This window comes from Microlunatus phosphovorus NM-1, from assembly GCF_000270245.1.
Classification (GTDB): domain Bacteria; phylum Actinomycetota; class Actinomycetes; order Propionibacteriales; family Propionibacteriaceae; genus Microlunatus; species Microlunatus phosphovorus.
Map to the genome: position 1 here is coordinate 2,191,477 of NC_015635.1, position 13,379 is coordinate 2,204,855.

Here is a 13,379-nt window from a genome sequence, read left to right on the forward strand (position 1 = left end):
GAAGTTGGCCACCAGAGAGTAAGACGGTATTCACTAGTGGTACACCAGGGATATCCTGCGGCCAGTCGTCCCGGGCTGGCCGGGCACTGAGGAACCAAGGGGTGCGAATGCCGCGCCACGTCACGCGCCGGATGACGCGGGCAGTCCTGCTCACGGTGAGTCTGCTGCTCGCAGTGGTGGCCGGTGCCTGCTCGAGCGGGCAGCCGGAGAGCAGCTTGGACCGAGTGCAGCAGACCGGTGTTCTACGGGTCGGCACTGAGGGTACGTATTCGCCCTTCACCTTCCACGACCCGGCGACGAACAAGCTGACCGGCTACGACATCGAGATCATCACCGCCGTCGCCGACAAGATGGGTGTGCGTGCCGAGTTCGTCGAGGCGCCCTGGGACGCGCTGTTCGCCAGCTTGATGGCAGACCGGTTCGATGTGGTCGCGAACCAGGTCACCAAGAACGCCGAGCGCGAGGCGAAATATGCGCTGAGCAACCCCTACACCTTCTCCGCGGGCGTCATCATCACCCGGACCGACGACACCAGGATCAGCTCGCTGGCGGACCTGAAGGGGCTGACCACGGCGCAGAGCTCCACCAGCAGTTGGGCCAAGGTGGCGGCCGACGCGGGCGCCAAGGTCGAGGCGGTCGAAGGCTTCGCCCAGGCGGTCGCGCTGGTCAAGCAGAAGCGCGTGGACGCAACTGTCAACGACAACTTGGCAGCCCTGGAGTACTTCAAGTCGACCGGCGACAAGGACGTGAAGATCGCGGGCGAGACCGGCGACATCAGTGAGCAGGTGTTTGCGCTCCGACCGGAGGACACTGCGCTCCGCGACAAGATCAACACCACGCTCGACGGACTGCGCGCCGACGGCACACTGGCCGAGATCTCGAAGAAGTACTTCGACACTGATGTCTCCACCGGCAAGGCCACCGAGGAGAACAAGGACCAAGCAGGGAATCAGAGCACGTGGGAGCTGGTCAAGGCGTCGATCGGTCCGATGCTGCTGGCCACGATCAAGGCCACGATCCCGCTGACCCTGATCAGCTTCACGTTCGGGCTGGCGATCGCGCTGGTCGTCGCCCTGATGCGGTTGTCCTCGATCCCGGGACTGAGCCAGCTTGCGCGCTTCTACATCTCGGTGATCCGAGGAACGCCGCTGCTGGTCCAGCTCTACCTCATCTTCTTCGGGTTGCCTGCGCTCGGTCTGACCTTCAACTCGTTCACCGCCGCGGTCATCGCGTTCAGCCTGAACGTGGGTGGCTATGCGGCCGAGGTGATCCGCTCCGCGATCCTGTCCGTACCCAAGGGGCAATGGGAGGCAGCCCTGACCATCGGCATGGGTTACACCACGACCCTGCGACGGATCATCCTGCCGCAGGCCGCCCGAACAGCGGTGCCGCCGCTGTCCAACACGTTGATCTCCCTGGTCAAGGACACCTCGTTGGCGTCGGTGGTGCTGGTCACCGAGCTGCTCCGGGTGGCACAGATCGTGGCGGCGCCGACCTTCCAGTTCTTCGCCCTGTACGGGGTCGCGGCGCTCATCTACTGGGTGATCTGCCTGGTGATGTCCTTCGTTCAGAGTCGAGTCGAGATCAGACTGGAAAGGCATGTGGCCCGATGAGCGGCTTTGCAGTGTCGGAGGTAGGTCTGGAGGGCGGACGTGTGCTGCTCAGCGCGACCCAGTTGCACAAGCGGTTCGGCGACAACGAGGTGCTGAAAGGCATCGACTTCGACGTACCGGCGGGATCGGTGTCGGTGCTGATCGGCCCCTCCGGCTCCGGCAAGACCACCGTGCTTCGATCCTTGAACGGACTGGAGTTGCCGGACTCGGGCACCGTCCGGATCGGTGATGTCTCGGTGGACTACGGTGCGCAGCCGACCAAGAAGGACGTCGCCCGGCTGCGTGCTCAAAGCGCGATGGTCTTCCAGGGACACAACCTGTTTCCCCATCTCACGGTGCTGCAGAACGTCACCGAGGGCCCGCTGCTGGTGCAGCGCCGACCGGCGGGCGAGGTGCGTACCGAGGCGTTGGCTTTGTTGGATCGGGTCGGTCTGGCCAGCAAGGCCGAGCAGTATCCCTTCCAACTCTCCGGGGGACAGCAGCAGCGGGTGGGCATAGCCCGAGCCCTGGCCTTGCGGCCGCAGCTGATGCTGTTCGACGAGCCGACGTCCGCGCTGGATCCGGAGCTGGTCGGCGAGGTCTTGGCTGTGATGAAGGACCTGGCAGGCGAGGGCTGGACCATGGTGGTGGTCACCCACGAGATCCGTTTTGCGCAGTCGGTCGCCGACCAGGTGTTGTTCATGGACGGTGGCGTGGTCGTGGAGAGCGGTCCGCCTGAGGCGGTGCTGGAGAATCCGCAGCAGCCCCGGACTCGGACCTTCCTGCACCGCATTCTCGACCCGATCTGAGCTTCGTTTCCTGTCCTGGTCAGGCGTGGACCAGGGGCCTTGTCCCGCGCTACGTCGGGGCCGGCTCGTTTGCCGTTGCCGTGAGCCGGGTATCTCCTCCGCATACCCCGACAACGAGGAGACATCATGAACCGCGGCATCATCGGCACGATCATCGGCATTCTGGTGATCATCATCTTGGTGATCGTCATCATGCAGCTGACCTGAGATCGACGCTGACCTGAGATCGACCTGGGATCCGGTCCGGCCTGGCCCTTGGCCGCCGCCTTCTGATCCAGCCCGTACAGCGGGCCGCATCCGAGCACCATGCTCGGATGCGGCCTTCAGCGTCTGCTGTGGAGAGCACTCCGGTGCGCAGACCCCGGCTGGGTGGCGGGGGACACCAGCCGGGGCCTGGGTCGTTGTCAGGCGGCGCGCTGCTCCATCGCCTGACGTGTGGCGGCCGAGTCGTCGGCGAGCTGCCGACGCAGCCGACTCAGCAGGCGGGAGAGGAGCCGGGACACCTGCATCTGGCTGGTCCCGATGCGTTCGGCGATATCGGACTGCGATCGCTGTTCCCAGAAGCGCATCCGGAGCAGCTTGCGCTCCTCGGGGCTGAGCAGGGCCCAGGTCTGCTGAACCAGCAGCCGGGCATCGCAGTCATCAAATCCCGGATCGTCGACACCAGCGTGCGCGACAGGTGAGGTGGGACTGTCGAGCGGCACGGTCCGATAGCCCTGGGATGCGCGCCGTGCCTCGCGGATGTCACTCACCGACTCGTTGAGGCTGTCAGCCAGCTCCTGGTCGGTGGGTACGCAACCATGTGCCTGCGCGATCTCCGACCACTGTTGGGTGATCCGGACAGCCAACTGCTGGGTCTGGCGCGGTGGGCGGACCACCCATCCGTGATCTCGGAAGTGGCGCTTCAAGACGCCGCTGATGGTTGGTCCGGCGAACGGGGGGAACGCGCCCTTGTCCGGCTCGTAGCGATTGGCTGCCTCCAGCAAGGCGCACCGGGCCACCTGCTGGAGATCGTCGTCATCCTCGCCACGGCCGCGGAAGCGACGCGCGATCGTGTCGGACAGCCACAGGTGCTGCAACACGAGTTCGTCCCTGTCCTGCTGGGAGTTGTCTTGCTGAGAGTTGTCTCGTTGGTGGCTCTCCCCGGCCGGTCGGGTAGCGCCTTGGGAATCAAGGCTTCGGATAGGAATGCTTGGAGCAGACATGCGCGTCTGACCTCCGCAATAAAGTGGTGCTGGAGGGGTGTGGCGCGCTGTTCGACCCACCCTGAAGGAGTCTTCGAGGACTCACGTTATTGACAACGTACGGGCGTTGCAGCGAGGAGACAAGGCCTGCGCCTGGGAAAGCGGAAAGAAGTTCCAGCGCATTCTGTGCTGCCGAGAAATCTCTTCGTCGGTTTGTTTGGGCGACCCGAAGTCCGGGTATCCGCTTCTTCAAGGTGTCGAGAAGAGGCGCCTTTGGCCTGTCGGAGCTGCCCGCTCGGCAGGCCGTCTCTGCCATTGGACGCAAGCGAAGAGAGGCATGTGCCATGGGTCAGCCCGAGCAGCAGCAAGCGGTTCCCGGGATCCAGTCGGAGATGACGCCGATGCCCGACTGCGGTGAAGAGAGCTACGTGGGCACCGGCCAGCTGACCGGCAAGATCGCGGTGATCACCGGCGCGGACTCCGGCATCGGCCGGGCGGTAGCGATCGCGTACGCCCGCGAAGGCGCCGATGTGGTGATCAGCTATCTGAGTGAGGACTCCGACGCAGCCGAGGTCGAGCGCTACGTCGTGGACGCGGGGCGGCGTGCTGTGTTGATCAAGGGCGATATCGCCGATGCGCAGCATTGCCGCGATGTCATCGCGACAGCGGTCGATCAGCTGGGCGGGATCGACATCTTGGTGAGCAACGCTGCCTACCAGATGACACGCACGTCGCTGGCAGACATACCCGATGACGAATGGGATCGGACCTTCGACACGAACGTTCGGGCGATGTTCCATCTCTGCAAGGCAGCTGTGCCGCACATGAAATCGGGCTCATCGATCATCGGCAGTTCGTCGGTGAACTCCGACATGCCCTCTCCGACGCTGGCTCCGTACGCGGCGACCAAGGCCGCAATCGCCAACTTCTGTGCGAGTCTCGCGCAGCTGCTCGGAGAGCAGGGCATCCGGGTGAACAGTGTGGCTCCTGGACCGATCTGGACGCCGCTGATCCCCAGCACGATGCCACCGGAGAAGGTGGCGAACTTCGGCAGTGACACGCCGCTGGGGCGTGCCGGTCAGCCGGCTGAGCTGGCGCCGGTCTACGTACTGCTGGCCAGCGATGCCGGCAGCTACATCTCCGGTGCGCGGGTCGCAGTGACCGGCGGACGGCCGATCCTGTGAGAAGGGCATGGCTGTGGAACCCTCGGAGTTGCCCGATGCCAACGCGGTGGCGAATGACGGCCGCGACGAGACCGAGAACCAGCGGATGGACCGCAACTGGAATGAGCTGCTGCAGGAGCTCCGGGTCACTCAGACCGGGACGCAGATCCTCAGTGGCTTCATGTTGACCCTGCCTTTTCAAGCTCGCTTCGTGGCCCTGGATGAGTTCGAGCACGGGGTCTATGTCGTTCTCGTGATGCTTGCGGCGGTGACCATCGTGCTCGGCCTGGCCCCGGTCAACCTGCACCGGGCCCTGTTCAGGCACCGTCTCAAGCCCTCGATCGTCGCGTTCGCGCATCGTGCGCTGCGTGCTCAGCTGGTCGGCGTCTCACTCATCGTGATCGGCACCGTGCTGCTCGTCTTGGATGTCGCTGTCGGCCGATGGGCCGGGGTGCTCGGCGCAGGCCTCGTGTTGGTCCTGATCGTGGTTGCGGCAGCAGTGCCGCGGATGATCGACCATGACTCGGAGGTCGGGGCAGGCGACACAGTCGGGCACGACTGAAGGCCCAGTCCTGCGGCGATCACACCCCCGACGTGCAGAGATCGGTCCCATCGGCACGTGGAGCTGGACCGATGGGACCTGGCCGATGTGTCACCCTAGGAGGACGCATCCGTTGGAGGGTCTGTACCCAACTGAGAGCCAGCCATACACCGATTACTCCTTCGGTGTTCTGCTCGGCTCGACTGCCGCCGGATCCTCGGCCTGGGGTCGAGCCACGGCGCCACGCTCGCGCAGGTCGGCCGCATGCCCCTCGACCTCTTCACCGGACTCGTCCTGATCGTCAGGAGCCCCCAGCCGGGTGCCCTGATCCTCGGTTGCTGACTTCTGATCTCTGCTCATCTCGCCTCCATTCAGTGGTGCAGGGCGCCGACGTGCTCAACCCTGCTCCGATGAGGACCGGCCGGTTGCCTGCCGAGCCCGATCCTCGTAGGCCGGTACCCGCCGGAGGGCCCAGTCAAACCAGGCAGGGAACGTGACCTTGTACGGTCAGCACTGGCGACAGCAGCAGACGTCGCGGGGCAGGAGCGTCTAACCTGGTGATCATGGTCCCGGGGACTGGGTCGCGGCAGCGAAGGGACATGGTCGATGGCAGATGAGCTGGCCTATGCCGAGGAGTTTGCGGATCTGAGCACGCAACTGTTGCGTGAACGGCATGAGCAGCCCACTCTCGATCGGGTGGTCGCTCTCGCTGTCGAGACGATCGAGTCCAGTGACTACTGCAGCATCTCGGTTCGCACCGGCAACCAGGTCGAGACCCCGGCTACCACTGCCGAGGTCGGGCGGCAGGCTGACGAGTTGCAGTACAGGCTGGGCGAAGGTCCTTCCCTTGAAGCGATCTGGAGCTCCGATGCCTGCCTCATCGACGACCTGACAGCGGAGGCCCGCTGGCCGCAGTGGGCGCGATTTGTTGCAGAGTCGGGTATCCGGTCCGTGCTCAGTGTGCGGATTCAAGGTCCGGCAGACGATGCGTTGGCCAGCCTCAATCTCTATGCGCTGCAACCGAAGGCCTTCGATGACACCGATCTGGCCCTCGCGACGATCTTCGCCCGGCACGCAGGCGTAGCGATCTACGGTGCGCGGCAGCACAACAACCTGACCGCAGCGATCCAGTCGCGACAGTTGATCGGAGCGGCGCAAGGCATCTTGATGCAACGGTTCGGTCTCGATCTGGACCAGGCATTCGAGCTGCTGCGGCGCTATTCGCAGACTTACAACGTCAAGCTCAGGCAGCTCGCGGAGAATCTCGTACGCGCGGGCGGGATCCCGCCGGCCGCCGACGGTCAGGGCGCGTCGCGGGCGCTCAATGAGTCTCTCGGGCTCCCGGTCCCTGACAGCTGACCAGGCAGTCTTGTCGGACTGGGATCGCGTGACTACTTGTCGTGCGGGGTACGGACCAACCACCGGGTCAATTCAGTCCATACTTCGAGCACCCCGGTCCGGGCAGACAAGGAGTTGTCAATGGCCGCCGAGAAGCCGATCCATCAGTCAGACCGACACGACACCGCCGTTCCTGACAAGGATGCGGAGCAGCCCTCACAGATCTCGCTTCGGGGCTGGCGTCAGGTGGTGCAGCGCGGCTGGGCCGGAGCCCAGGCCGATCAAGTGCCACTGCTCGGGGCGGGTGTGGCCTTCTTTGCTTTCCTCGCGCTGTTTCCGGCGCTGATTGCGCTGGTCACCATGTACGGGTTGTTCGCCGACCCGGGCGTGATCGCCGACCAGGTGAACTCACTGTCGGCGCTGCCGGCGGAGGTCCGTCAGCTCGTCGTGGACCAGATCAACAATCAGAACCGAGCAGCGCTCGGCTGGAGCGCCGTGATCTCTGTCGCCATCGCGCTGTTCAGCGCATCGGGTGGGGTGAACCAACTCATGATCGCGGTCAACGTGGCCTATGACGGGGAGTCGAGGCGCAGCGCGATCCAGCGCCGTCTCATCGCCCTGGGGCTGACCCTGGGCTCCATCGTCTTCATCGTCGTGATGCTCGGGCTGGTCGCAGCTGTTCCACCGCTGCTCAGACAGGTCTTCGGCGACAGCCCCGCGATCCGGGTGGCTCTTTCAGCGGCACGGTGGGTGCTGGTGGTCGTACTGGTGGCAGCGGCGCTGGCCGTCCTCTATCGGGTGGCGCCCGACCGGAGTTCACCGAAGCTGCGCTGGGTATCCGTTGGTGCTGCGATCGCCACTTTGCTGTGGCTGCTCGCCTCGATCGGGTTCTCTGTCTACGTCTCCACCTTCGGCAACTACGCCAAGACCTATGGTGTCTTCGCCGCAGTGATCGTCTTGTTGCTGTGGTTGTGGATCACGTCGTACGCCGTCCTGCTCGGTGCTGAGATCAACGCCGAAGCGGAGCAGCAGACGGGTACGACGAAAGGTCGGAGGACCGGATGACACGGACTGCCGAGGGCCGAACCGTGGTGGTGATCGGCTCCGGACCCAACGGTCTGGTGGCGGCCAATCTGTTGGCCGACGCAGGGTGGCAGGTCGAGGTTCTCGAGAGTCAGGACAGACCCGGCGGCGCCGTGGCCAGCGCCGAGGACGTGGCCGAGGGATTCGTCCACGACACCTTCAGCAGCTTCTATCCCTTCGCCGCGGCATCGCCGGCGATCTCCCGGCTCGGCTTGGAGGAGTTCGGGCTGCGGTGGCGGCACGCCCCGGCGGTCCTGGGTCATCCGCTGCCATCGGGGGAGTGGGCACTGCTGCATCGTGACGCCGAGAAGACCGCCGCCGATCTGGACCGCCACCAGCCTGGAGATGGTCAGGCGTGGCTCGAGTTGTGCCGGCAGTGGGGCATTGTCGGGCCATCGCTGACTCGTGCACTGCTCGCGCCTTTTCCTCCGGTGCGCGCCGGCATCGGTGTGCTGGCCCGGCTCCCGAAGGTCGGCGGACTCGACTTCGTCCGGATGCTCATCGAGCCTGCCCGGAGTCTGGTCGAGTCGCGGTTCCGGTCGGAGGCAGCTCGCCTGCTGCTGGCCGGCAACGCCATGCACGTCGACATCGCGATGACCGCGCCTGGCTCGGGACTGTTCGGTGTGCTGCTGGCGATGCTGGGGCAGACGGTCGGGTTCCCGGTGCCCGAGGGTGGTGCCGGTCGGCTGGCTACCGCGTTGACGGACCGGCTGAGCAGCCGCGGCGGTGTCATCCGCCTCGGCGTGCGCGTGGAACGGATCCTCACCGAGGGCGGGCACGTGACCGGCGTGGTCGCCAGTGACGGAGAGCATCGTCGAGTCCGGGCGGTCGTTGCCGATGTGGCCGCGCCGGCGCTCTACGGGGGATTGGTGCCCTGGTCAGAGCTCCCGGCCAAGGTGGCCACACGCATGGCGAGGTTCGAGCTCGATCCGGCGACCGTCAAAGTGGACTGGGCCTTGTCGAGCAGCATCCCGTGGACGAACGCTCCCGCGCTCTCACCTGGCACGATCCACCTCGCCGACTCCGTCGACGACCTCCAGTCGAGCATGGACCTGGTCGGCGCGCATGTCGTGCCGGCCAAGCCGTTCCTGCTGATGGGGCAGATGACGACTGCGGACTCCACCCGATCACCGGCGGGCACGGAGTCGGTGTGGGCCTATGCCCGTGTTCCCCAGACCGTGCATGCCGACGAAGGCGATGAAGTCCGAGGCACCTGGGACGAGAGCGAGATCGAGCGGTTCGCGGACCGGATGCAGGCCCGGGTGGAGAAGTACGCGCCAGGCTTCGGCTCGCGGGTGATCGCCCGTCGAGTTCTGGGCCCGCGGCAGCTGCAGGAACGGAACGAAAACCTGATCAACGGCGCGCTGAACGGGGGCACCGCCAACCTGCACCAGCAGCTGATCTTCCGCCCGATCCCTGGTCTGGGCCGTGCAGAGACCCCGATCGGTGGCCTGTTCCTCGCCTCCGCCGCAGCTCATCCGGGTGGCGGCGTACACGGTGCATGCGGGGCCAACGCGGCCCGTGCCCTGCTCGTCGCAGCTCGCCTCGGACGTCTTTAAGACCAAGGATCGCTGGTGCCGCCCGCGCCGGGTCTGCATAAACGTGGCCGCCAGCGGGTACGTGCCGGGTGAAGGAGATCCGAGATGAGTGCCTCTACCACCTTGCTCTGGCTCGTCTGCTGCATGTTGATCGTCATCGGCCTGGTCGCCCTCGTGGTGATCGTCGTAATGCGACGTGCCCGACGGCATCGCGTACCGACTGTGCCTACTCCGGTGCTGCCCGACTTCGCCGTGATCGACTGCGGCGAGCAGATTCACTTCGTCCCGCTGCCCGAGGACGACCATGTGCTCGGAGCCGGCCGTTGCCCTTGCCAACCTTGGAGAACCACCAACCGTCGACGCTCGGGTAGTCGGGTGCTCTACTTTGATCACCACAGTCTGGATCGGCGGTCCAAGGCCGGCCGTTCCATGATCGGATGATCGTTGGAACACCCCCTTGATCGTGGACGCCGGGCGTACCATGCCATGGCTCGCGCAGCGATGCAGGGCGGATCAGCAGCCTGCTGAATCGGCATCGATCAGTCAGGACGACGTGCCGTTCATCTTCCGTTTACCTGCAGTTTCTCCGTTCGTCTTGTAATCTTTACCGAGGCGGGCTTGCGCACGAGGCCGCCGACGGGGCGGATCTGGGGTCAACGGCGCGCCGGAGACGCGCCGAGAAGCTGATTGAAGACGCGAGTGTGGGATAGAACAAGGAGCATGTCGACGATGTTTGCAGCCATCGGGTGCATCAGAATCGACCGGCCCGAACGAAGGGTGGCCGGCCGATGATCGCTGTCGCCCAAGCCCAGCAACAGTTGAGCACGCGCCAGTTGTGGGTGCTGCTCGCCGTCCGCGGCGACCGGGTCAACCGCGACCCCTCCTATGGAGGTGTCTGCACGGTCGAAGGCCAATCGGTGTGCTGGACCGTCATGATGCTGGTGCTGCGCGGACTCATCGCGTTCAATCCGTTGATGTCCAGCCATCCCTATCTCACCCATCGGGGGCAGGCAGTCCTCGGCTCCCTCACCTAGGAGCCTGCTGAACAATCATGTCCCGGCTGCGGCGCACCGGATCGGGCGATCTGCTGCGGCCACATCTTGGGCCGGTAGGTCCACTACAGACCCTAGATGTGGCCTTGCAGCTCATCCCGCCCGGCACGTCCTCGCACGGAACAGCATTGTTCAGCACACTCCCAGCGCGGCATCGAGTTGGTCGTGGGCGGAACCGGGCCCTTGGTCCTCATTTCCTGAGAGGGCAATAGGGATCGCCAGCACTGCTTGAGGGGTCTGAATCGCGGGTACATCCTTGTCACAAGGAGGAACTGCGATGAGCACATCACCGACTCTGGTTTGGCTGATCTGCTGCGTCGTCATCGTGCTCGGGGGCGCGATCATTGTTGTGATCGCTATTCTTCAGCGCCTTCGGAAGGCGCGCGAGGTGCGAGCAGCAGGGGACTGGCCCGACTTCGAAATCGTCGACTGCGGCGATCAGATCCACTTCGTGCCGCTGGACGAGGAGGGTCATGTGCTCGGGTCCGAGCAGTGTCCCTGTCAGGCTCGGCGGACGGCCAACCGGCGGCGTTCCGGTCGGCACGTGATCTATGTCGATCACCAGAGCCTCCACCAGCACTCGCCGATCAGTTGAGGGATTGGCTGCGGGCGCCGCTGACTGGCACGTCACCGACCTCGCGTTTGACCGCGACTGAACCGGGTATCGACCCTGGCGACAGCGGAGGCGTGAGAGGAGATCGAAGTGCCGAAGACCACCAAGAAGGGCCAGCCACGAAAGTCAGAGTTGCCGAGCACGTTGCAGCGGTCCGGGAAGAAGGCGCAGCGGACGTTCGCCAAGGCCCATGACTCCGCGGTGGAGGAGTACGGCGAGGGGGAGCGGGCACACCGAGTGGCGTACAGCGCGCTCAAGCACACCCACGAGAAGGTCGGGGACCATTGGGAGCCGAAGGACTCCAACGGCCCGTCCGACAAGCAGGCCGAAGGCGGGCGGGACACTCATCGTGAGACCGCCGGTGGCGTGAACGCCAATGCGTCGAAGAAGCACCTGTACGCGGTCGCCAAGCGGCTGGACGTTCGGGGTCGCTCGACAATGACGAAGAGGCAACTGGTGAAGGCCATCGAACGGGCCAATGACAACAGCTCCGCCCGCTCCCGACAGTCCAGCTGATCAGCCAGATTCGCCGCGAAGCTTGCGCCGGGTCACCACGATGATGTCGACAACCGCTGTGAGTCCGACCAGGACGAACAGCACGATGACCCAGGTCGGCGCCTGGATGAGGATGAAAGCGATGACGCCGCAGGTGGCGAACACGAGTCCGACGACGGCCAGCACCAGCCGCAGGGTCAGGGCGCTCTGCGCTGGTGCTGCGCCGCCGATCCCGGCCAGTGGGTCGTGATATCCCGGCCGGTCCTGCCGGCTGGGCTCACGCGAACTCGCGGCGTGCTGGGCCATAACCGTCCTCCTCCTCATCGACTGCTCGTGATGATTCGCCTGTTCAATTACCCCGGAGCAGCACGACGAAACACCGCAGGCTGGAAGGGAGATCAGTTGGCGGTCTCGAGTTCGACCACCAGCGCCCGGTGATCGGAAAGATCGAACTCGCGTGCCTGGCTGACTCGGACCCGCCCCAGTTCTCCTCGGAGCAGAATGTGGTCCAGCTGCTCGGTCGGATCGTCGGCCGGGAAGGTGAGTTGCTCCGCGAGCCGGGTGTAGCCGGCTCGGTGGGCGGGTAATGGTTCAGTCATGTTGAGGTCGCCCATCAGCACCACCGGTGCGGTCACCGGCTCCAGGTCGCGGACAATTCGCCGCAGCTGGTGTCGCCCCCAGCCGGGCACGAACGAGAGGTGGGTGTTGGCCACGGTCACCGGGCCGACCGGGGTGTCCAGCAGCCCGATCACGACGGCGCGCGGCTCCTCCCGGACCATGATCATCCGACGGCGACCACGCAGCCACATCGGAAAGGTCGGCCTGATCCGAGGCAGTCTGAGCACCTGCCAGCTGCGGGCCGGATACCGCGACAGCAACGCGACCCCGTACGACGCCTCGCCGGGCAGATCACGTTCGGCAGCCGCGATCCAGGTCGCCCCTGGGGTGCCGGACAAGGCGGCGGCGAACCGCTGGCTGACCGCACCCATAGCTTCCCCGGCAACGGCGGTCAGATCGGCCAGGTGCGATCGCGGTTGGTCCCGGTCCACCTCCTGCAGCGCCAGGATGTCGGGGTCGAGCTCGCGTACGGCTGCCCGCAGTCGATCGAGGTCGACCGTCCCGTCGGAAGGAGAGCGGCCGTGCAGGATGTTGAAGGTGGCCAGTCGCATGGTGAATCGTTACCCATCATGACCCCGTCTGAGTCAGTGCCGGACAAGGGGTTGGTGCCGGACAAGGGCCCGAGCCCGTTGCTACGGGAGGCGCTGCGCACAGTGGCGTCGACCTTGAAGGCCGAGCAGATCGGCTTCGCACTCGCCGGCGGCTACGGCCTGTGGGTGCACGGTGCGCCTGAGCCCGTACACGATGTCGACGTCGCCGTGGCGGACCGCGATGTCGAAGCGGCGGCCGTCGCACTCGCCCAGGCAGGTCTGCGGGTCGAACGGCCGCCGGAGGACTGGCTGTTCAAGGCGTACGCCGGCGACGCCATGGTGGATGTGCTCCACCGACTGCGCGGCGAGCCAGTGGACGAGAGGCTGCTGGCTACCGCACCCGAGCATGAGGTGCTGGGACTGCGGATACCGGTGCTCCCAGCGAGCGAGATCGTGCTGGCCAAACTGGAGGCTTTGTCGGAGCGGAACTGCGACCTGGAAGGTCTGCTCGCGGTGGTGCGGGCAGTCCGGGAACAGCTCGACTGGGAAACTCTCGGCGCGGCGGCTGACGGCCGGCCGTTCGTGGAGGCATTCCTGGTGCTGGTAGCCAGGTTGGGCATCGCTCCAGACGAGAGCTTTTCGAAAATCTGCCACACGGATTTGCCTCCCGCGCGTTAGGAAGCCGGCTAGACCAGTTGTGTGGCAGATTTCCAGAATCTGACGACTAGAAACTCAGCCATCCTGACTCCACCGTCACAAACCCGATGGCTGCTGTCCAAGTCCAACGCGGGGTTGCTCGATCTTGTCGGTTCTGCTCTACCTA

At 65.4% G+C, this 13,379-nt stretch carries 16 protein-coding genes; 11 read left to right on the forward strand and 5 right to left on the reverse strand.

Features of this window, described 5'->3' with window-relative positions; all coding sequences use genetic code 11:
* Positions 1-107 precede the first annotated feature (107 nt).
* Entirely contained in the window at positions 108-1,613 is a 1,506-nt protein-coding gene (locus MLP_RS27385; RefSeq protein WP_197536536.1) for an ABC transporter permease subunit, read from the forward strand.
* A complete protein-coding gene (locus MLP_RS09925) occupies positions 1,610-2,401 on the forward strand; it encodes an amino acid ABC transporter ATP-binding protein (protein ID WP_013862938.1) in 792 nt (263 codons plus the stop codon). The genes MLP_RS27385 and MLP_RS09925 overlap by 4 nt, the downstream gene beginning before the upstream one ends.
* Before the next feature lie 404 nt (positions 2,402-2,805).
* On the opposite strand, the gene MLP_RS09930 is transcribed toward MLP_RS09925, so the two are convergent.
* A complete protein-coding gene (locus MLP_RS09930; protein ID WP_083843775.1) occupies positions 2,806-3,606 on the reverse strand; it encodes a sigma-70 family RNA polymerase sigma factor in 801 nt (266 codons plus the stop codon).
* 323 nt (positions 3,607-3,929) lie between these two features.
* On the opposite strand from MLP_RS09930, the gene MLP_RS09935 reads away from it, so the two are divergent.
* Both MLP_RS09935 and MLP_RS09940 read left to right on the forward strand, forming a co-directional pair.
* Positions 3,930-4,769, forward strand: coding sequence for an SDR family oxidoreductase (locus tag MLP_RS09935; RefSeq protein WP_013862940.1), 840 nt, complete (start codon positions 3,930-3,932; stop codon positions 4,767-4,769).
* 7 nt (positions 4,770-4,776) lie between these two features.
* On the forward strand, positions 4,777-5,310 hold the full coding sequence (locus MLP_RS09940; RefSeq protein ID WP_013862941.1) for a DUF6328 family protein: 534 nt from the start codon (positions 4,777-4,779) through the stop codon (positions 5,308-5,310).
* Between the two features lie 153 nt (positions 5,311-5,463).
* On the opposite strand, the gene MLP_RS09945 is transcribed toward MLP_RS09940, so the two are convergent.
* Positions 5,464-5,649, reverse strand: coding sequence for a hypothetical protein (locus tag MLP_RS09945; RefSeq protein WP_013862942.1), 186 nt, complete (start codon positions 5,647-5,649; stop codon positions 5,464-5,466).
* Positions 5,650-5,895: 246 nt separating this feature from the next.
* Between MLP_RS09945 and MLP_RS09950 the strand changes: the two genes are divergently transcribed.
* The 5 genes from MLP_RS09950 to MLP_RS09970 all read left to right on the forward strand — a co-directional run bounded on the left by MLP_RS09950 (position 5,896) and on the right by MLP_RS09970 (position 10,282).
* On the forward strand, positions 5,896-6,648 hold the full coding sequence (locus MLP_RS09950) for a GAF and ANTAR domain-containing protein (RefSeq protein ID WP_013862943.1): 753 nt from the start codon (positions 5,896-5,898) through the stop codon (positions 6,646-6,648).
* A 120-nt stretch (positions 6,649-6,768) separates the two neighbouring features.
* Positions 6,769-7,692, forward strand: a complete 924-nt coding sequence (locus MLP_RS09955) for a YihY/virulence factor BrkB family protein (protein WP_013862944.1) — start codon at positions 6,769-6,771, stop codon at positions 7,690-7,692.
* Positions 7,689-9,269: a phytoene desaturase family protein gene (locus tag MLP_RS09960; protein ID WP_013862945.1), complete on the forward strand. Its 1,581-nt coding sequence runs from the start codon at positions 7,689-7,691 to the stop codon at positions 9,267-9,269. The genes MLP_RS09955 and MLP_RS09960 overlap by 4 nt, the downstream gene beginning before the upstream one ends.
* An 84-nt stretch (positions 9,270-9,353) precedes the next feature.
* A complete protein-coding gene (locus tag MLP_RS09965; RefSeq protein ID WP_013862946.1) occupies positions 9,354-9,689 on the forward strand; it encodes a hypothetical protein in 336 nt (111 codons plus the stop codon).
* Between the two features lie 347 nt (positions 9,690-10,036).
* Complete coding sequence (locus tag MLP_RS09970) at positions 10,037-10,282, forward strand: hypothetical protein (protein ID WP_013862947.1); 246 nt, start codon at positions 10,037-10,039, stop codon at positions 10,280-10,282.
* Between the two features lie 304 nt (positions 10,283-10,586).
* On the opposite strand, the gene MLP_RS27950 is transcribed toward MLP_RS09970, so the two are convergent.
* The gene (locus tag MLP_RS27950; RefSeq protein ID WP_156821107.1) at positions 10,587-10,862 is read right to left on the reverse strand and encodes a hypothetical protein; all 276 of its coding nucleotides are present in this window, start codon (positions 10,860-10,862) and stop codon (positions 10,587-10,589) included.
* Positions 10,863-11,003: 141 nt separating this feature from the next.
* Here MLP_RS27950 and MLP_RS09980 point away from each other — a divergent pair, with 141 nt between their 5' ends.
* Complete coding sequence (locus tag MLP_RS09980; protein WP_013862949.1) at positions 11,004-11,429, forward strand: ChaB family protein; 426 nt, start codon at positions 11,004-11,006, stop codon at positions 11,427-11,429.
* Here MLP_RS09980 and MLP_RS09985 read toward each other — a convergent pair whose 3' ends face one another.
* Together MLP_RS09985 and MLP_RS09990 are read right to left on the reverse strand one after the other, a co-directional pair.
* Positions 11,430-11,714 carry a DUF6343 family protein gene (locus MLP_RS09985; protein WP_156821108.1) on the reverse strand — a complete coding sequence of 95 codons (285 nt, stop codon included), beginning with the start codon at positions 11,712-11,714 and terminating at the stop codon, positions 11,430-11,432.
* Between the two features lie 92 nt (positions 11,715-11,806).
* Positions 11,807-12,577 (reverse strand): endonuclease/exonuclease/phosphatase family protein, encoded by a 771-nt coding sequence (locus tag MLP_RS09990; protein WP_013862951.1) that lies wholly within the window; start codon positions 12,575-12,577, stop codon positions 11,807-11,809.
* Between the two features lie 18 nt (positions 12,578-12,595).
* On the opposite strand from MLP_RS09990, the gene MLP_RS09995 reads away from it, so the two are divergent.
* Positions 12,596-13,234: a nucleotidyltransferase family protein gene (locus MLP_RS09995; RefSeq protein WP_197536537.1), complete on the forward strand. Its 639-nt coding sequence runs from the start codon at positions 12,596-12,598 to the stop codon at positions 13,232-13,234.
* Positions 13,235-13,379 lie beyond the last annotated feature (145 nt).

Coding starts and splice junctions, on each gene's coding strand:
- MLP_RS27385 (WP_197536536.1), top strand. CDS start 108: ATGCCGCGCCACGTCACGCGCCGGATGACGCGGGCAGTCCTGCTCACG.
- MLP_RS09925 (WP_013862938.1), top strand. CDS start 1,610: ATGAGCGGCTTTGCAGTGTCGGAGGTAGGTCTGGAGGGCGGACGTGTG.
- MLP_RS09930 (WP_083843775.1), bottom strand. CDS start 3,606: ATGTCTGCTCCAAGCATTCCTATCCGAAGCCTTGATTCCCAAGGCGCT.
- MLP_RS09935 (WP_013862940.1), top strand. CDS start 3,930: ATGGGTCAGCCCGAGCAGCAGCAAGCGGTTCCCGGGATCCAGTCGGAG.
- MLP_RS09940 (WP_013862941.1), top strand. CDS start 4,777: ATGGCTGTGGAACCCTCGGAGTTGCCCGATGCCAACGCGGTGGCGAAT.
- MLP_RS09945 (WP_013862942.1), bottom strand. CDS start 5,649: ATGAGCAGAGATCAGAAGTCAGCAACCGAGGATCAGGGCACCCGGCTG.
- MLP_RS09950 (WP_013862943.1), top strand. CDS start 5,896: ATGGCAGATGAGCTGGCCTATGCCGAGGAGTTTGCGGATCTGAGCACG.
- MLP_RS09955 (WP_013862944.1), top strand. CDS start 6,769: ATGGCCGCCGAGAAGCCGATCCATCAGTCAGACCGACACGACACCGCC.
- MLP_RS09960 (WP_013862945.1), top strand. CDS start 7,689: ATGACACGGACTGCCGAGGGCCGAACCGTGGTGGTGATCGGCTCCGGA.
- MLP_RS09965 (WP_013862946.1), top strand. CDS start 9,354: ATGAGTGCCTCTACCACCTTGCTCTGGCTCGTCTGCTGCATGTTGATC.
- MLP_RS09970 (WP_013862947.1), top strand. CDS start 10,037: ATGATCGCTGTCGCCCAAGCCCAGCAACAGTTGAGCACGCGCCAGTTG.
- MLP_RS09985 (WP_156821108.1), bottom strand. CDS start 11,714: ATGGCCCAGCACGCCGCGAGTTCGCGTGAGCCCAGCCGGCAGGACCGG.
- MLP_RS09990 (WP_013862951.1), bottom strand. CDS start 12,577: ATGCGACTGGCCACCTTCAACATCCTGCACGGCCGCTCTCCTTCCGAC.
- MLP_RS09995 (WP_197536537.1), top strand. CDS start 12,596: ATGACCCCGTCTGAGTCAGTGCCGGACAAGGGGTTGGTGCCGGACAAG.